16 protein-coding genes are annotated in these 17477 nt (G+C 49.2%); 3 read left to right on the forward strand and 13 right to left on the reverse strand.

What is annotated here, in order from left to right; translation table 11 throughout:
• Positions 1 to 46 precede the first annotated feature (46 nt).
• Together FHP88_RS11770 and FHP88_RS11775 are read left to right on the forward strand one after the other, a co-directional pair.
• A complete protein-coding gene (locus tag FHP88_RS11770) occupies positions 47 to 535 on the forward strand; it encodes a YchJ family protein (RefSeq protein ID WP_144359268.1) in 489 nt (162 codons plus the stop codon).
• A gap of 347 nt (positions 536 to 882) precedes the next feature.
• A complete protein-coding gene (locus tag FHP88_RS11775; RefSeq protein ID WP_144359269.1) occupies positions 883 to 1647 on the forward strand; it encodes an OmpA family protein in 765 nt (254 codons plus the stop codon).
• Between the two features lie 139 nt (positions 1648 to 1786).
• Here the strand turns inward: FHP88_RS11775 and purB are convergent, their stop codons facing one another.
• Complete coding sequence (purB, locus tag FHP88_RS11780) at positions 1787 to 3154, reverse strand: adenylosuccinate lyase (RefSeq protein WP_144359270.1); 1368 nt, start codon at positions 3152 to 3154, stop codon at positions 1787 to 1789.
• Between the two features lie 335 nt (positions 3155 to 3489).
• On the opposite strand from purB, the gene acnB reads away from it, so the two are divergent.
• Complete coding sequence (gene acnB, locus FHP88_RS11785; RefSeq protein ID WP_144359271.1) at positions 3490 to 6078, forward strand: bifunctional aconitate hydratase 2/2-methylisocitrate dehydratase; 2589 nt, start codon at positions 3490 to 3492, stop codon at positions 6076 to 6078.
• Between the two features lie 98 nt (positions 6079 to 6176).
• On the opposite strand, the gene FHP88_RS11790 is transcribed toward acnB, so the two are convergent.
• From FHP88_RS11790 to ubiG, 12 genes are all read right to left on the reverse strand, one after another.
• Positions 6177 to 9179 carry an EAL domain-containing protein gene (locus FHP88_RS11790; RefSeq protein WP_144359272.1) on the reverse strand — a complete coding sequence of 1001 codons (3003 nt, stop codon included), beginning with the start codon at positions 9177 to 9179 and terminating at the stop codon, positions 6177 to 6179.
• A 292-nt stretch (positions 9180 to 9471) separates the two neighbouring features.
• On the reverse strand, positions 9472 to 9837 hold the full coding sequence (locus FHP88_RS11795; protein ID WP_144359273.1) for a hypothetical protein: 366 nt from the start codon (positions 9835 to 9837) through the stop codon (positions 9472 to 9474).
• 137 nt (positions 9838 to 9974) lie between these two features.
• Positions 9975 to 10592 (reverse strand): high frequency lysogenization protein HflD, encoded by a 618-nt coding sequence (gene hflD, locus FHP88_RS11800; RefSeq protein ID WP_144359274.1) that lies wholly within the window; start codon positions 10590 to 10592, stop codon positions 9975 to 9977.
• A gap of 3 nt (positions 10593 to 10595) precedes the next feature.
• A complete protein-coding gene (gene mnmA, locus FHP88_RS11805; protein WP_144359275.1) occupies positions 10596 to 11684 on the reverse strand; it encodes a tRNA 2-thiouridine(34) synthase MnmA in 1089 nt (362 codons plus the stop codon).
• 3 nt (positions 11685 to 11687) lie between these two features.
• Complete coding sequence (locus FHP88_RS11810) at positions 11688 to 12251, reverse strand: hypothetical protein (RefSeq protein WP_144359276.1); 564 nt, start codon at positions 12249 to 12251, stop codon at positions 11688 to 11690.
• The gene (locus FHP88_RS11815) at positions 12248 to 12859 is read right to left on the reverse strand and encodes a hypothetical protein (protein ID WP_144359277.1); all 612 of its coding nucleotides are present in this window, start codon (positions 12857 to 12859) and stop codon (positions 12248 to 12250) included. The genes FHP88_RS11810 and FHP88_RS11815 overlap by 4 nt, the downstream gene beginning before the upstream one ends.
• Positions 12852 to 13301: an NUDIX hydrolase gene (locus FHP88_RS11820; RefSeq protein WP_144359278.1), complete on the reverse strand. Its 450-nt coding sequence runs from the start codon at positions 13299 to 13301 to the stop codon at positions 12852 to 12854. The genes FHP88_RS11815 and FHP88_RS11820 overlap by 8 nt, the downstream gene beginning before the upstream one ends.
• 21 nt (positions 13302 to 13322) lie before the next feature.
• Positions 13323 to 13931, reverse strand: a complete 609-nt coding sequence (locus FHP88_RS11825; protein ID WP_144359279.1) for a pseudouridine synthase — start codon at positions 13929 to 13931, stop codon at positions 13323 to 13325.
• Positions 13932 to 14000: 69 nt separating this feature from the next.
• Positions 14001 to 14924, reverse strand: coding sequence for a GGDEF domain-containing protein (locus FHP88_RS11830; RefSeq protein ID WP_144359280.1), 924 nt, complete (start codon positions 14922 to 14924; stop codon positions 14001 to 14003).
• Between the two features lie 199 nt (positions 14925 to 15123).
• Positions 15124 to 15864, reverse strand: a complete 741-nt coding sequence (locus FHP88_RS11835) for a YciK family oxidoreductase (protein ID WP_144359281.1) — start codon at positions 15862 to 15864, stop codon at positions 15124 to 15126.
• 74 nt (positions 15865 to 15938) lie between these two features.
• Positions 15939 to 16634, reverse strand: a complete 696-nt coding sequence (locus tag FHP88_RS11840; RefSeq protein ID WP_144359282.1) for an HAD family hydrolase — start codon at positions 16632 to 16634, stop codon at positions 15939 to 15941.
• A complete protein-coding gene (gene ubiG, locus FHP88_RS11845) occupies positions 16624 to 17346 on the reverse strand; it encodes a bifunctional 2-polyprenyl-6-hydroxyphenol methylase/3-demethylubiquinol 3-O-methyltransferase UbiG (protein ID WP_144359283.1) in 723 nt (240 codons plus the stop codon). The genes FHP88_RS11840 and ubiG overlap by 11 nt, the downstream gene beginning before the upstream one ends.
• Positions 17347 to 17477: the final 131 nt, after the last annotated feature.

Here is a 17477-nt window from a genome sequence, read left to right on the forward strand (position 1 = left end):
CATTGCATACTTAATGCAATATGCACTTACCAGGAGTAACCAATTAATGTCGTCTTGTCTTTGTGGTTCCAATCAACCGGCCGCATCTTGTTGTACGCCCATTCTTTTAGGTGAGCAGAAGGCTGATACTGCTGAGCGTTTGATGCGTGCACGCTATAGCGCCTTTACTCTCGGTAATATTGATTTCCTGGGCCAGAGTTTACATCCAGACCACCGTAATGATCATGACGTTGAGGCGACCCGAAGATGGGCTGAAAATTCAGAATGGCTTGGCTTGCAGATAGTTGATACCAAGAAGGGCGGCGTGGACGATTCAACCGGGGTGGTAGAGTTTATAGCGACTTTTAAAGAAAAGGGTGTTGTGCGTCATCATCACGAGCGTAGTAACTTTAGTAAAGCGGCTGGTGAATGGTTTTTTGTCGATGGCGATATTGTTCCTCCTGCAACTATTAGAAATGAGACACCAAAGATTGGACGAAATGATCCCTGTTCATGTGGTAGTGGTAAAAAATATAAGAAGTGTTGCGGGCGCTAAACACACCCTCTTGAAATAAAATATTTGAGGTGACGGCGCTTTATGACATGACTCAGCTATACTTCTCTTGAGTAATGATGGTGTGGAATAGCTTGGCACTGAGTTTTACTATGCAACCTGAAGGGAATGGATCTGCCAAGTTTATTTGCTTATTTTATGTGGGGAATTAATCAATTGTAATAATTTGTTTCATACCCTAGATATTCCTTCGTGGCTGTGACAAGCTGCTTATGACAGAACGAAGAGGGCAGCTGAAACATTCAGTTTACTTCAGTTGGTCGATTCAATACTTCAGGGCAGAAGATGTCTGAACATCAGGCGCCATAGTTAATAATAGAGAGGAAAAAATGGCACAATTCAAACAGAAAAAACTTATCGCAATCCTCGCCCCTCTGGGTCTGATCGGTGGAATGGCTCTGTCTGTAGAGGGCTTCGCTGATAGCCACAATCGCTATGCGATTGATGCATCAAAGGGAGTCGTTAAAAACTCTGCAGGAGAGTGTTGGTTCACCGTTGGTGGCATTATGGAAAAAATGGAGGCCTGTGGTGATATGGTTTCTGTTGATTCAGATGGCGATGGTGTAACTGACGATAAAGATATGTGTCCTGGTACCCCAAGGGGCGCACCGGTCAATGCTAAAGGCTGTCCGCTGGATTCAGATGGCGATGGTGTGCCTGATTACCTGGATAAGTGCCCAGGCACCAAAGCTGGGGCCAAGGTTGATAAAGATGGCTGTGAGGTCATGAAACCGATGGCTAAGATGGAGAAGGTTGTCATCGATAACATCCTGCTGTTTGATTTTGACAGTGCTGCGCTGAAGGGCGGAGCGAACGATGTACTGGATAGCAGCTATGCCAAGTTTAAGGGTAATGACGCCGTTAAGTCTGTCCTTATCACTGGTCATACTGACAGTATTGGATCTGATGCATATAACCAGGGTCTGTCAGAGCGCCGTGCCAATACGGTACGCGATTACCTGATCAGCCAGGGTGCTGATGCCAGCAAACTGCAAGCAAATGGCGCAGGTGAGTCACAGCCCGCATTTGGTAATGATACCAAGGCCGGTCGTGCGATGAATCGTCGCGTTGAATTTAACGTAATGATGAAGTAAAGCGATGTTAGTCGCTAAGGCGGCTATTTCGTACTAAGGAAACCGGGGCTTAACAAGCCCCGGTTTTTTAATGCATGGAAACGTTAGAGTGTGAGCACTGGGATGTTCTAAAGCGATTTGTTAAGGGCTCAGTTGACGGTTAAATCTTTTTTGCTTGATCAATCGCATTGCCGATATAGCTGGCTGGTGTGAGCTGCCGCAACGCCGCCTTGGCCTCTTCAGGCATATCAAGCGCGTCAACAAAAGTGCGTAATTCTGCGGCGCCAATCCGCTGGCCGCGCGTCAGGTCTTTTAACTTTTCGTAAGGTTTCTCAATGCCATAACGACGCATCACTGTCTGAATCGGTTCGGCAAGCACTTCCCAGTTGTTATCCAGATCATTGGCAAGGAGAGCCGCGTTGGCCTCCAGTTTACTAATGCCTTTGAGAATAGACTGCAGTGCTATAGAGGTATACGCAAACCCGACGCCGACATTTCTCAGAACCGTGGAGTCGGTCAGGTCGCGCTGCCAACGTGAGATGGGCAGTTTCATTGCAAGATGACTGAACAGGGCATTGGCAATGCCCAGGTTTCCTTCGCCATTTTCAAAGTCGATCGGATTGACTTTATGCGGCATAGTGGAGGAGCCTACCTCGCCTGCGACAGTCCTTTGTTTGAAATAACCCAGAGAGATATAGCCCCAAATGTCTCTGGAGAAATCTATGCTGATGGTGTTGAAGCGAGCGGTCGCATCAAACAGCTCTGCCATGTAGTCATGGGGTTCGATTTGGGTTGTGTACGGGTTCCAGGTCAGTCCGAGCGATTCTACAAATTGTTGTGCGAAACTTTCCCAATCAATCTGGGGATAGGCTGATAGGTGGGCGTTATAGTTACCAACAGCGCCATTGATTTTGCCGAGTAGAGGTACGTTGGCAACTTGGTCGCGTTGTCGCTGCAGGCGATACACTACATTGGCCATCTCTTTTCCCAGCGTGCTTGGTGATGCGGGTTGTCCATGGGTACGTGACAGCATGGGAATTTCAGCGTGGGCATGCGCCAGTTTGCGTATCGCCTCAATCAACTGGTCCATTTCAGGTAGTAGTTGCTGTTTGCGACCCTGCTGGAGCATTAAGCCGTGAGAGAGATTGTTGATATCCTCCGAGGTGCAGGCAAAGTGGATAAACTCACTGACCGCCTCTAACTCACTGTTACCATTAATCTTTCGTTTTAGGAAATACTCTACGGCCTTAACGTCATGATTGGTCTCACGTTCGATATCTTTTACCAGCTGTGCATCGTCCGTGCTGAAATCGTCTAAAATTCTATCGAGTGCAGTGTTTGCCTCTGGACTCAGCGGTGGTACTTCGACGATAGCAGGATGGCTGGCCAGTGCCTGTAGCCATTTAACTTCGACTTGGACACGGGCGAATATCAGGCCATATTCACTAAAGATTGGTCGAAGGCTTGTGGTTTTACTGCCATAACGGCCGTCAACCGGAGAAATTGCGGTTAGAGTAGTGAGTTCCATGGGATTCCTGCGTGCTGTTAAGGCTCAAATTTGAATAATTGTACCATTTGAGCGACCGGCATGGCCAAATGTTAGTCTGATTTATATCCCTGGGAATAGCGTAGTTGCTCGCTAAAAGGTCGGCTATGGGTTAATATCCTTGCACGAAATATTTGAAAAAGGATGACTGTCCAAATATTTCCGGATATTTTTTTGGAATTAAATTGTGCTGCGGTGCAGAAATTATTCCTGTTTTACGTTATAAATAGAACTCGGTCATGTAATGACTCACTCTAATCCCTTGAATATTTAGATGAAAGAGCCTGATCCAGGCATCAACCCAGGAGGATCACTCGGTGTTAGAAAGCTATCGCAAACACGTAGAAGAGCGTGCCGCAGAAGGTATCCCGGCGCTTCCGCTCAATCCAGAACAGACAGCTCAGCTGGTTGAACTGCTAAAGAATCCTCCTGCAGGTGAAGAAGCATTTCTATTGGAACTGATCACTAATCGCGTACCTGCCGGTGTGGATCAGTCGGCCTATGTTAAGGCTGCATTCTTGGCTGATGTCGCTAAAGGCAACTGCACCTGCCCGCTAATTGATCGTGTGAAAGCGACTGAGCTGCTGGGCACGATGTTGGGTGGCTACAATATCGCTCCTTTAGTGGACGCGCTTGATGATGACGAGTTAGCGCCAACGGCAGTTAAGGCACTCTCCCACACATTGTTAGTGTTCGATGCCTTCAATGACGTGAAAGAGAAAGCCGATGCAGGCAATAGTCATGCGCAGGTTGTACTGAAATCCTGGGCAGAAGGCGAGTGGTTCACGCAAAGCCCAGAGCAGGCCGAGATGGTCACCCTGACCGTATTTAAGGTGACGGGTGAAACCAATACCGACGATCTTTCTCCGGCCCCCGATGCCTGGTCGCGCCCCGATATTCCACTGCACGCCAATGCGATGTTGAAGATGGCGAGAGAGGGTATTGTTCCCGATCAGCCTGGAACCATTGGCCCCATCAAATTGATTGAAGAGTTGAAGGCCAAGGGCCATCCAGTTGCCTACGTGGGCGATGTGGTGGGTACGGGTTCTTCCCGTAAGTCTGCCACCAACTCTGTGTTGTGGCACATGGGTGATGATATCCCCTTTATCCCTAATAAACGCGCCGGTGGTTACTGTCTTGGTGGCAAGATTGCGCCTATCTTCTTCAATACCATGGAAGATGCCGGGGCCTTGCCCTTCGAATGTGATGTTTCGAAGATGAATATGGGTGATGTGATTGATGTTTATCCCTATGAAGGTGTCGTTAAAAACCATGACACGGGCGAAGAGCTTTGTCGTTTTCAGCTGAAGACCGATGTCATACTCGATGAGGTTCGGGCGGGTGGTCGTATTCCCCTGATTATTGGACGTGGTCTGACTGCACGTGCCCGTGAGGCATTGGGTCTTGAGCCATCCACCCTGTTTAAGGCGGCGGCGCCTGTTGCCGATACGGGTAAAGGCTACTCGCTGGCGCAGAAGATGGTCGGTAAGGCCTGCGGTGTTGAGGGGGTTCGTCCGGGTGCCTATTGTGAGCCCAAGATGACCACCGTTGGTTCTCAGGATACTACCGGGCCAATGACCCGTGATGAACTGAAAGATCTGGCTTGCCTGGGTTTCTCGGCAGACCTGGTAATGCAGTCATTCTGTCATACGGCGGCTTATCCAAAACCGGTGGATATAACGACCCATCACACACTGCCTGATTTCATCTCATCCCGTGCGGGTGTGGCCCTGCGGCCTGGTGACGGTATCATTCACTCCTGGCTCAATCGTATGTTGTTGCCAGATACCCTGGGTACCGGTGGCGATTCCCATACCCGTTTCCCCATTGGTATCTCTTTCCCTGCCGGTTCTGGCCTGGTGGCGTTTGCAGCGGCTACGGGTGTGATGCCACTGGATATGCCTGAGTCAGTGCTGGTCCGATTCAAGGGTAAATTGCAACCGGGTATCACCTTGCGTGATCTGGTCAATGCCATTCCTTATTACGCCATTAAGCAGGGTCTGCTAACGGTTGCCAAAGCGGGTAAGACAAATATCTTCTCGGGCCGAATCCTGGAGATTGAGGGATTGCCTGATTTGAAAGTCGAGCAGGCCTTTGAGTTGTCTGATGCCTCTGCGGAAAGATCTGCTGCCGGTTGTAGCATTAAGTTGGATAAGGCGCCGATCATTGAGTATCTCAATTCCAATATCACGCTGTTGAAGTGGATGATTGCCAGTGGTTATAAAGATCCACGTACCCTGCAGCGTCGTATTGAAGGCATGGAAAAATGGCTCGAGAATCCCGAGTTGTTGGAAGGGGATGCGGACGCGGAATATGCGGCTGTCATTGAGATTGATCTGGCCGACGTTAATGAACCGATTCTGGCCTGTCCGAACGATCCGGATGACGTCAAACTGCTTTCAGAGTTGGCCGGAGAAAAGATCGATGAGGTGTTCATCGGTTCCTGTATGACTAACATCGGCCATTTCCGTGCAGCGGGTAAACTGTTGGAAGGCAAGCATGATCTGCCGACTCGTTTGTGGATGGCTCCGCCCACCAAGATGGATGCCTACATCCTGAATGAAGAGGGCTACTACGCTACCTTTGGTAAGGCAGGTGCGCGTATGGAGATGCCTGGATGTTCGCTCTGCATGGGTAACCAGGCTCGGGTGCGTGATAATGCAACGGTAGTTTCCACATCAACCCGTAACTTCCCTAACCGTCTTGGAACAGGGGCCAATGTCTATCTGTCATCCGCTGAACTAGCGGCTGTTGCGGCGATTCTTGGTAAACTTCCAACGGTTGAAGAGTACATGGTCTACGCAGATCAGATTGATGCCATGGCGGATGATATCTTCCGCTACATGAACTTCAATCAGATAGAGGCCTATCAGTCAGTAGCCAATAGGGTGGAATTTACCGCTTGATGCTAAACTGACAACGCGTAATAAAGCCCCTGAGTGGTTAATGCTCAGGGGCTTTTTTATGGGTGGTTATACGAAATAGTGTTACGAGAGTGAGTGTGTCAGTTATCCGGTAGTGCTTCATCAGCCAATATCGGCTTTGTGTTCAGATAGCGTGCCTCAAACTCTGACACGGGCGCCGGGCGTCCGAGTAAATAGCCTTGCCCATAATCACATCCCAATCCTTCAATGAAGGCCAGTTGCTCTTCTGTTTCTACGCCTTCCGCGGTGACCAATAAATCCATGTTTTTGGCCAAAGCAACAATGGATGAAACAATCGCAGCGTCGTTATTATCTTCTATAACATCTTTGACAAACGAGCGATCAATTTTTAGGGATGAGATAGGGAATCGTTTAAGATAACTGAGTGATGAATAGCCAGTTCCAAAATCATCAATGGCCAGTGATATGCCCATCTCTCGTATCTGATTCAGAATGGATATAGCGGCGTCAGCATTGTCCATCAAGACACTCTCCGTGATCTCAAGTTCAAGCAGTTCCGGTGATAGTTGATTGGCATTCAACTCCTCGTCGATGGTTTTCAGTAGAGAAGGGTTGAAATGTCTGGCGGAAATATTCACTGCAATATGCAGCTTTTCAAATGCCGTGTTCTTCCACAGAGCGAGTTGTTGGCAGGCCGTTTTGATCACCCAGTCTCCAATGGCGACAATCATGCCGGTGTCTTCGGCAAGCGGTATGAAATCAGCAGGAGAGATGACCCCTTTTTCTGGATGATGCCAGCGTATGAGTGCTTCCATACCAATCAGCTTGCGGCTCGCAAGTTCGAGCTTTGGTTGATAGTAGAGTTGCAGCTGCTCCTCGTCCAGCGCATGGCGCAGACTGCCTTCAAGCAGTAACAGCCGGATGGTCTGGTCATTCATATCACTGGTGTAAAACTGGAAGGTATTGCGCCCGGCGTCTTTGGCACGATACATCGCTGCATCGGCGCATTTCATCAGACCATCAACACTGATGCCATCATCTGGAAACAGGCTTATGCCGATACTGACCGTTGGGAAAACTTCAATATTCTTAATGACCATTTTTTGTGAGAGCTTTTTCAAACATTTTGTGGCTATTGCTGCCACATTGTTTGGGTCGGATATCTCTTCAATGATGATAACAAACTCATCACCACCCAGACGGGCAACCGTGTCATCTCCACGAATGGCTTCTTGAAGACGTATGGCGACCTCTTTGAGCATGCCGTCACCAACATCATGGCCCAGGCCATCGTTAATATTCTTAAAGCGATCCAGATCCAGAAATAACACAGCAACTTGCGTGCCTGTTCTATGGGCCTTATGCATAGCATGATCTAGGCGATCATGAAATAAAATGCGATTGGGCAATCCTGTCAGTGCATCATGTTCCGCCTGATGGCGCAGCCTTGCTTCGTTGTCTCTGAGTTGCCGTTCGGTCTTGAGGCGTTCAGTAATATCTTTTGAGATCTCAATGATTCCGGAGAGGAAGCCGTTACTCTCCCAATAGGGTGACGCATCCAGTTCAAATAAACGTGTTCCATATTTTGAGCATTGATGCTCATGAACCATAGTGGCCGGTTTTCCTGTCGTCATTACCTCCTTTAAGGGGCAGGGGTGCTCTTCGCCATCGCAAGGTGTGGTTCTGTTATGAGAGAGCTGGTAACAGAGGTATTCATCCTCAACTGTTTTACCTGTAGGTATGTATTTACTTGCGGCCTGATTCATCATGATGACGCGGTAATCACTGCGAATCACCATAATAGGATCGATCACACCATCAATTACTGATTGTAGAAATGCCTGTTTCTCCTGAATCGCCTGCTCAGTCTGTTTTCGAATGGAGATGTCTTGAATCATAGCCAGATAGAACTGCTCCTCGCGGATCTGGACTGGGGTCATAATGAGGTCAAGTGGGAAAAGAGCGCCATTAAAATGTTGACCTGTGACCTCAATTCTCTCCTGATTAAAGCCTTTGTCATCGGTTAATTCGAGTAGCTGTTTAAGCCCTTCAGGTTGATTCAGACTGATCTCATTTGGCAGTAAGATTGAGAGTGGTTTTCCTATGATTACCTGAGGTGAAAAACCAAAGATACGACCTGCCGCTGGATTAAAGTCTTGAATGATGCCGTCATTGTCGATAAGCAGAATGCCATCGCCAGCGGCTTCAACAATTGCCCGAGTACGCTGTTCGCTCTCTTCTAAATCCTCTGTACGCAGCGCTATCGCTTCAGCCATGGCGTTAAATGCTGATGATACCTGCTGAATTTCATCGCTTCCTTTGGCGTGGAGTCGTACGGAATAGTCCCCTGCAGCAAGGTCTGTTGCGGCCCGGGTCAGCTTTGCCATTCGGGTAAGAACAGTCTGTTTTAATAGTAGAAATACCGCCAGAAAGGTGAAGATAAAGCCGAACAAGTAGCTCAAGCTGGAGTTCCAAACCTGGTTGATGGCGCGTTTTTCCAGCTCTTCAGCCGGGAGCTTGATACTTAAGATGCCGCGTAACTCTCCCAGCTGGTAATTATAGGCCAGGTCATATTTATCGCGAATGCTGGGTGGCGCATCTTCCCGTTTTCCGTGGCATTGGAGGCAATCTTTAGTAATCCAGATGGGGGTCGAAAAATGATAGAACGATTTACCCTCGGCAGCGAATGGAACCATACGCTCCTTCTTGCCATCATTTTGCCTGAAGTATTGAATGGCCTCCATCTCCACCGCATCTGCCATGAGGGCCGGATTGCGTGGATGATCGGATACATTGTTAAAGGTGAGTCCGGATGTGACCCACTGGGTGAATTCCTGGGAAATACGGGTCAAGGCATGAGCGGGGAGAAATCCGACTGTTGTTTCATTCAGGGGCAGGCCACTGATCATGAACTGGTGGCGATAGACCCGGCGTGTAGCCGCCATCATGCCCCTGATTGAGCGGGCTTCATTGGTCAGGGCCGCTACGATCTCTTTGCGGGTATTCTGGTAGTCGATATAGGTGAGCACGCCAAAAGAGATCAGGAACACAGTCCCGATGGTAATCAGCAGTTTGGATTTTAGATCCAGCATAACAAGCGGGAGGGGTGATTTCCGTAACACTCCTTGTTAAACCCCTCTGTCATTGTTTTGCCCTCATTGATTTAGATGCCGATATACACAATTGCATAACAGTTCAGCGACCACTGGCGAGGAAAGTTAATTGATATTGGTCAATGTTTGCTGCTTCAGAGTGTGGAGTGTAGGGATTATTGAGCGTCAGATATTTGACCTATGACAATAATTGATCATATATCCGGCATATACAGGCAGGGAGATACTCGCGGAGGCTCTTTTCTATGGAAGCTCTGCTAGGTGTGCGTTGGTAGGCGAGTGTTATATGAGGTATTTATAATCAGTTTTTTATAGATTCAGTAAATTCAGAGGCCTTTTCGGCAACGTCTGCTCCAAACGCTTTGGTTTTCTGCCAAGCAGAACGAGAAGTCTCGGCAATGACCTGACCAGCGTGCGCTCCTTTTACCTTGGCGGATTGGTATAACGCTTTTGTCTTTTCAACAGCGGTTGATCCAAACTCCTGACTTGATTCGAGTGCGTTAGAACTTATCTCCTTGGTTTTATCCCAGCTCTCTTGTGCGCTGGTGGATGATGTTTCAGCATGGGCGCTGAGTTCATCAGCGGGTTCGTTATCTGCAAGAGCCGAGATACTCAGTAACGAAAACCAAAGTATCAGCAGTAGCAGTTGAAAGAGTCGTTTTTGCATGGGTAAATTCCGTGGCTATATTAGGGGGCTATTGTGCCACTCCATGTGAGTCTGGTATCTGTGAATGGTTCCCGGTTTTAGGCTGCAGACCGGTAATGTAAACAAATTTTGTGATCACCCGCACAGGTAAAGAGCGCTTAGAGTACGTGCAACAGACGGCGCGCCTCTTCAGCCAGTTTTTTTCGGTTGAAAATCACTTGGAATCTCCCACCACCACACTGACGCCATAATATTGCTGAGCGGATGCCTGAGAGGAGAAGGGCGCGAATGCGGTTTACATTGTCCGGATTTTGCAGATGGAGTGGGTCGCCTTGAACCATGATGCGTGGCTTGAGCGTGCTAATGCTGTTGGAATAGATATCGGCCAGTTGAGCAATAATATTTGCGTGCAGCAGGGGGAAGTGATCCATTCGCCGATCAGCAAGCTGAATCCCTTCCTTGATTTGTTCCAGCATGGCCGGGTTTTTTCTCAGTTTCCCTTCCAGGTGGAGGAGTGCAATGACGTATTGGGTTACCATGACATTGTCTGTCTGTTTTTCACCGAGTTGACGCTGAATGAGGCGTAATCCGAGTTCTACCCCGCGTAGCCCTCCGTAGACATCTTCCACGCTGTCGGCATTAATTTTGAACAGGCTACGGATGCTTGCCTCCATATTTTCACTCTCGGCAGTGCCGCTCTCAGCAATCTGTGCCGCCATACTCGCTGCTTGAAATACGCCAGCCAAAGCGATGCATCGATCTTTGTTACTCTTCATTTTTTAATAAGTCCGCTCAATGATTCCGCCGCCAAGACAAACCCTGTCCTGATACAAGACCACAGATTGCCCCGGTGTGACGGCCCGCTGCTTCTGCTCAAATTGGACCTGTACCTGGTCATTTTCAAGCTGTGTGATGTGACATTTTTGCAAGGGTTGTCTGTGTCGGATTCGTGCCAGACAGTTGAGTGGCATCGCGGGAGCTGTATCTGCAATCCAGTGTAATTGATTGGCTACTAGTCCCTGTTTCAGAAGCAGGGGATGATTGTGCCCTTGTGCCACGATAAGCCGGTTGTTTTTTAGCTCCTTATCAACCACAAACCAGGGGTTGGCTTCACTGTCCGCTCGACCACCGATGCCTAATCCTTTGCGTTGACCCAATGTGTAATACATAAGGCCTTGGTGTTCACCAATGGGGTCACCTTCAGGCGTAACCATCATGCCTGGATTAGCGGGGAGATATTGGCTGAGAAACTCGGTGAATTTTCGCTCCCCAATGAAGCAGATCCCGGTGCTGTCTTTCTTTTTGTGATTGGGTAAGCCGGCTTTTTCAGCCAGGATACGAACGTCTGATTTATCTAATTCGCCGAGTGGGAAAAGACTGTGTCTAAGCTGCGCCTGTCCTAGCATGTAAAGAAAGTAGGTCTGGTCTTTGTTTTCATCTTTGGCGCGGATCATTTGCAACTGATTGCCCTGCTGTTTGATTGCAGCATAGTGGCCGGTCGCAATGCCCTCTGCACCCAGATGCAGTGCATAGTCCAGAAATGCCTTGAACTTGATTTCCCTGTTACAGAGGACATCGGGATTCGGTGTGCGTCCAGCACGGTATTCATCGAGGAAATACTCAAAGACATTGTCCCAGTATTCGCCAGAAAAATTAACTGTATGCAGCCGAATGCCTAACTGGTCAGCAACGGACTGGGCGTCGGCAAGATCAACAGTGGCTGAGCAATACTCTTGGGTATCATCCTCTTCCCAGTTTTTCATGAACAGGCCCTCAACCTGATAGCCTTGCTCAATCAATAGCAAGGCTGCAACGGAGGAGTCTACGCCACCAGACATGCCCACAATTATTCGCTTACTTTTACTCATCATCTAATTCTTTATGAAGGCTTGACCTGATAGCCACGCCTCAATGGGTTGTATTATCGGTGGGTGACCGTTCTCAAAAAACCAGGAATCTACCGCATATATTTGTTGGGCTTCTCGATCTAGAATGGTCGCTGTCCAATGAACATCAAATAGCCAGGGATTGCGTCTCTGACGCGCTTCCACGCGGTGCCATTTTAACAGGTTGTCCTGTTCCATGAGTTGCAGGTAAGTGGTGGTATTAAGTGATTCCGCGATGCAATCCAACTGGCCTGGTTCAGAGCCCTCGCCATCATTTTCAGCAAGGTCACGCCAAGTGCCGTTGATCTTGCCAACTATCTGCTCTAATTGTGCGATGGCCTTGCTGATCTGTCCACGTTCATCTTTGGCAGTCCGCTGAGGGGGGAACAGCGCCCTGATCTCTCGCCAGTGTGAGGATTCTAGTGCTACCGGTTGTAGGATATCACAGTGGTAGTCTGTGCAGGTCTGAAACGGTGGTGGTGCATCCCATGCTTTCGCAGAAAAAGAGAAAGTGAGTAACACCAATACTCTATATCTGGACGATATCATTTGGTTTCGGGATGCCAGCCAGATTTCCACTGAGGCAGTGGAATGATTTCCGGCTTTATGCCATTGTCATGAAACCACGAGTCGATTGCCCAATTCGTTGCATTGGCTTTTTCTTCAATCACTGCGGTGGTATGTGGCCAGCCAAAGAAAAAGAAGCCGCGAGTAACGGGCTCTTTGATGTGGTGCCATTGTAGCAGCCCCGCCTCCTGCATCATGTAAATATAATTGGTTGTATTGGTGGATTCATCGATGCAGTCCATTTGATGATCACGTGGATCATCAGTTGATTCATTTTCGCCTTTATCCTTGTTGGTGTTGGTCATTTCACCGACAAGTTGTTCCATGCGTGCGATGGCGCGGCCAATATGTTCACGTTCTTTTGCGGCTGTATTTGCCCTAGGTAGAAATAGCTGACGGATGGATTGCCACTGATTCTGATTTAATGATAACTGGGCAATCGATTTACAGCTGAGATCAAAGCAGACGGAGAAGTTTTCTGGGGTCGGCGTTGTATTGATCTCTTCACTGATAAAGACCACGGCGTGTGTAGAATAGGGCAGGATCAGTAGCACGAGTAAGAGATCAATTGCCAGAAATTGCTTAGTCAAGATCACTGATTAATGCCAGGGGATAGCGATGTCCCGCCAGGAAATCATCCACACAGCGCAACACCATGGGGCTACGTAGCCGATCCGCATGCTCAGTCAGCTCATCGCGTGTCAACCAGACCGTACCGAGTATGCCTTCATCCAGTGGAAGGTGTGGTTGGTGGTCGTGACAACTGCCGTGAAAACAGAAGCGCAAGTAGGTGGCTTCGGCTGGGGGGACCTGCCATCGGTAGATTCCAATGAGCGACTCTGGGGTAAAGCCCCAGGCCGTCTCCTCTCGTGTTTCACGGATAACCGCATCGATCAGGGATTCGGCCTCTTCCAGATGGCCGGCCGGTTGATTGATGACAGCTTCTCCATTGCTGTTTAGCTCTTCGATCATGAGGAATCGGCCCTCCTTTTCTATCACGGAGGCTACGGTGGTATGGGGTGTCCAGATCATGTCCGCATTTTAACCTGATTTTTACTTGCCTGCTGGCGTTTTGGCTCGGCGCTTCTTTCTGTCTTTAGGTCGGGATTTCAAGGCGGGAGAGGGTACAGCCATCTCGAGCCATTGTCCTGGAGCCAGTGAACCAATATCCCATTGTCCAATACGCATTCGGACTAGTCGCAATGTCGGGAAGCCGATAGCGGCAGTCATGCGGCGTACTTGCCGATTTCGACCTTCGCGGATTTCGATCTCTAACCATTGGGTTGGGATGTTTGCGCGGAATCTGACCGGTGGGTTGCGATCCCATAACGCGGGCTGTTCAAGCAGTCTGGCTTTTGCAGGGAGTGTTGCGCCATCTTTTAGTTCGATTCCATCGCGGAGCTGTTGCAATGCGGTTTCATCGGGTATTCCCTCTACCTCAACCCAATACTGTTTCCAGGTCTTTTCCGTTGGATTAGCAAGTCTATGTTGCAGTTTTCCATCGTCTGTTAATAGCAGGAGACCTTCGCTGTCGCGGTCGAGTCGTCCGGCTGGATAAACACCTTTTTGATCAATATAACTGGCCAAAGTCTCTCGCCCTGCAGCGTCAGTGAACTGGGTGAGCACGCCAAATGGCTTATTGAATAGTATTAATCGGGACATAGTGACAGCGATAAAAAAGGGCCGTCCGATTATCGGCGGCCCTGGTGACAGGTCAAGGGTTTTTAATGCCTATTCAGTCAGGTCATCAATAATTACCCGGTTTCTGCCCTCATTTTTTGCCCGATAGAGTGCGGCGTCGATACGTTGGAACAGGGTGTCTGTGCTATCTTGAGCGGTAAGCTTGGTGACACCTAAACTCACCGTCATCTGTATGTCCTTGTCAGATATAGGTTCAAGATTCTGCACATTAACGCGTATTCTTTCAGCCAGTAGCTGTGCACCCTCTAAATCTGTGCCAGTCAGTAGTACAAGGAACTCTTCTCCACCATAGCGGAAGATCATGTCGCTTTCCCTTATGCTCTGTTCAGCGCATTGGGCTGCGGCTTTTAGTGCCTGATCGCCATACAGATGACCATGTTGATCATTGATTGCTTTGAAATGGTCTATATCCATCAGGATCACAGATAGCGGGGAGTTGTGGCGTTGTGCCAAGCCAATCTCCCGTTTCATAGACGCATCCATCGAGGCCCGGTTTCTGACACCGGTCAAGGGATCAATAGTGGCTGATTCGACAGCGCGTTGATAGAGCAGGGTGTTTCTAAGCGGATAGAGTAGGCCAGCAAGGAGGTTCTCTATCAACTCTAATTCTGAATCTTCAAAGGGATACTTGCGGAAGAAATTCAGATCACCCAGATGGTCTCCCGCAACGACTAATTCGTAAGCACAGTTGTTAACCGGTTGATCGCCCAGCTTGATATCAATCTTGAGTGATGGAAACCGATAGGTGAGACCATCGTATTTAATGAATTGGCGAATCTCTTTTGCAAACAGCGCCAATAACTCATTAATTTCTAAAGTGCTCTGGAGAATCCCACTCAGTGCAAGTATTTTTGAGGCAAACCTATAGTGAGTCTCTTGGTTATTGTCTGGATGGGCCGGATGCGGACTCACCCTTTTTAGGTTTCCAGAGATGTGTTGAAACTGGTTTGTCATAATCAGTATTCCCAACTAGCCATACGCCATAATATACGCAGTGTTAATAGCGATATCTGTGCCAACTATAAAATAACCAGTAAAAACAACAAGATGTAAATAATAAATATTTAAATGTCAATTATATGACATATTTTTGCGGCTGTTTTTTGCCGCCTGTTGCCGGTATGGCGGCATTATGTGTTGCCGCTTTCGGGCATCAGCTGTAGCTCAGTGCCTGTCCCGTTGTTCCCATGCTGTCCGGGCCCATGAGCCAGAGGTAATCAGGAATCAGTGCGTCGGGGGTTTTGAGGGTTTCGGCATCCTCGCCAGGATAAGCTGTTAGTCGTAGTTTTGATCGGGTAGGCCCGGGATCAAAGCTGTTAACCCGGATGTTGCTGCTGTCTCGGGTCTCTTCGGCAAGGATCTGCATCAATCCTTCCAGGCCAAACTTTGATACACCATAGGCACCCCAGTAGGCCTTGCCTTCACGCCCCACCTGATCAGAGGTGAACACAATGGATGCGTCGTTGGCCTTGCGTAAAAGGGGTAGGCAAGCCTGGGTCAGCAGGAAAGGGGCATTCAGGTTGACCTGCATGACTTGATACCAGGTTTCGGCATCATAGTCATCAATACGACTCAACAGACGTAACTGCGCCGCATTGTGCAGTAATCCTTCGAGTGATCCGAACTCTTTCCCCAGGGTCTCTGCCAATTCGGAATAGTCGTGGGGGGTGGCCCCTTCCAGGTTCATTGGATAGATGGCCGGCTGCACACCGCCAGCGGCCTCAATGGCATCGTATACGGCCTCCAGCTTGGCAATGGTTCGACCTAACAGGATTACCGTTGCGCCGTGTGTCGCACAGGCGATAGCCGCAGTTTTCCCCAGGCCATCGCCTGCACCCGTAATAAGAAGGGTGCGTCCAGTCAAAAGATCTTTTGGGGGGTGGTAATCGCGCATGGTCTCATCCTAAAGTGTAGTGTCTGGGTATTCTAACCGGGCCTCATTTACCATTCGAGTGTCCCGTGTACAGATCAGTCGTTAACTAATAGCCCAATTTTTCTGAGGATATCCAGCGGTTCAGCAATACAATCATCTGCGCCCCAACTGTCGGGCTGATCCTTTTCATCTAAATAGCCGAACAGCGCCGTGAGTGTGGCTGTGCCCGCATCACGTCCTGCAACAATGTCCCGTTCTGCATCGCCGATATAAAGGCAGGCCTTCGGTGTAATGCCAGCGCTCTTGCACGCATAAAGTATAGGCCCGGGATGGGGTTTGCTGTTAGGCGTCGTATCTCCGCTGATGATGCATGCAGCACGATGGGTCAGGCCCATTCCTTGCATCAGCGGATCAGTGAGCCAAGCGGGTTTGTTCGTGACAATTCCCCAGCCTATTCCATGCTGCTCCAACTGTTCGAGTACCTGAGGCATGTCGGGAAACAGCACTGTTTCACGGGCGATATTTTTTTGATAAATATCCAGGAGATCCTCACGGTACTGCTGAAACTCAGGGTGTTCAGGTTCAATGCCAAACCCTGCACGGATCAGGGCGATACCACCATGCGATACATGGGGGCGAATCTTTGCGAACGGCAATGGGTCCCGGCCATGTTTTTCCAGCGTCTGGTTCAGTGCATAAGCCAGATCGGGCGCGGTATCGGCCAGGGTGCCATCCAGATCAAACAGTACCAGATGAATAGGGCGACCGCCGAAGGAGGCCTTATGATTCATCTGAATCCTTGCTGCAACTCACCATGTAATTGACATCGACATCGCCAGGTACAAGCCGGTAATGGCCTGTTAATGGGTTGTAGGTTAAGCCGATCATCTCATTGCACTGAAGATCAGCATGACGAATCCAGCTGTCCAGTTCAGAGGGTTTGATGAATTTGGAGAAATCATGAGTCCCTCTGGGTAACAGGCGCAACAGGTATTCGGCCCCCACAATGGCAAACAGATAGGATTTTGGATTGCGATTAAGGGTGGAGAAAAAGATGTGCCCACCCGGTTTTGCCAGTCGTGCGCAGGCCGCTACTACAGAGGAGGGATCGGGCACGTGTTCCAGCATCTCCATGCAGGTGACGACATCAAACGACGCGGGCTGTTCGTCGGCCAACTGTTCTACCGGAATTCTTTGGTAATGAACGTCCAGGTCAGATTCGAGTAGATGTAATCTGGCTACTTCAAGGGGTGCTTCGCCCATGTCGATGCCGGTAACATCGGCACCTTCACGTGCCATGCTTTCTGAAAGAATACCGCCGCCACAGCCGACATCAAGTACCCGCTTGCCCTGTAGACCGGCTATCTGGTTGATATAACCGAGACGCAGGGGATTGATTTCGTGCAGGGGTTTGAATTCGCTGTGTGGATCCCACCAGCGGGCGGCCAGTTCTTCGAATTTGCTGATCTCGGCGTGATCGACATTGATGCTGCTGTCAGTCATGTTATTGAGCTCTTCACTCTCTCATTAATTATCTATTGGGTGGCTCGAAGTCGGCAATGCCGACAGCAAGACAGAGTATACCCTAGGAGTCTGTCGGATTTAATGCTGCTTGGCTGGAAATCCCTGGATGG

Source organism: Sedimenticola selenatireducens (assembly GCF_007625115.1).
GTDB classification, from domain to species: domain Bacteria; phylum Pseudomonadota; class Gammaproteobacteria; order Chromatiales; family Chromatiaceae; genus Sedimenticola; species Sedimenticola selenatireducens_A.

Bases quoted from the DNA above. Each gene is read 5' to 3' on its own strand.
- FHP88_RS11830 (WP_144359280.1), bottom strand. From the start codon at position 14,924: ATGACAAACCAGTTTCAACACATCTCTGGAAACCTAAAAAGGGTGAGT.
- hflD (WP_144359274.1), bottom strand. From the start codon at position 10,592: ATGAAGAGTAACAAAGATCGATGCATCGCTTTGGCTGGCGTATTTCAA.
- FHP88_RS11820 (WP_144359278.1), bottom strand. From the start codon at position 13,301: ATGATCTGGACACCCCATACCACCGTAGCCTCCGTGATAGAAAAGGAG.
- FHP88_RS11775 (WP_144359269.1), top strand. From the start codon at position 883: ATGGCACAATTCAAACAGAAAAAACTTATCGCAATCCTCGCCCCTCTG.
- FHP88_RS11825 (WP_144359279.1), bottom strand. From the start codon at position 13,931: ATGTCCCGATTAATACTATTCAATAAGCCATTTGGCGTGCTCACCCAG.
- mnmA (WP_144359275.1), bottom strand. From the start codon at position 11,684: ATGAGTAAAAGTAAGCGAATAATTGTGGGCATGTCTGGTGGCGTAGAC.
- FHP88_RS11835 (WP_144359281.1), bottom strand. From the start codon at position 15,864: ATGCGCGATTACCACCCCCCAAAAGATCTTTTGACTGGACGCACCCTT.
- FHP88_RS11810 (WP_144359276.1), bottom strand. From the start codon at position 12,251: ATGATATCGTCCAGATATAGAGTATTGGTGTTACTCACTTTCTCTTTT.
- FHP88_RS11795 (WP_144359273.1), bottom strand. From the start codon at position 9,837: ATGCAAAAACGACTCTTTCAACTGCTACTGCTGATACTTTGGTTTTCG.
- FHP88_RS11840 (WP_144359282.1), bottom strand. From the start codon at position 16,634: ATGAATCATAAGGCCTCCTTCGGCGGTCGCCCTATTCATCTGGTACTG.
- purB (WP_144359270.1), bottom strand. From the start codon at position 3,154: ATGGAACTCACTACTCTAACCGCAATTTCTCCGGTTGACGGCCGTTAT.
- ubiG (WP_144359283.1), bottom strand. From the start codon at position 17,346: ATGACTGACAGCAGCATCAATGTCGATCACGCCGAGATCAGCAAATTC.
- FHP88_RS11770 (WP_144359268.1), top strand. From the start codon at position 47: ATGTCGTCTTGTCTTTGTGGTTCCAATCAACCGGCCGCATCTTGTTGT.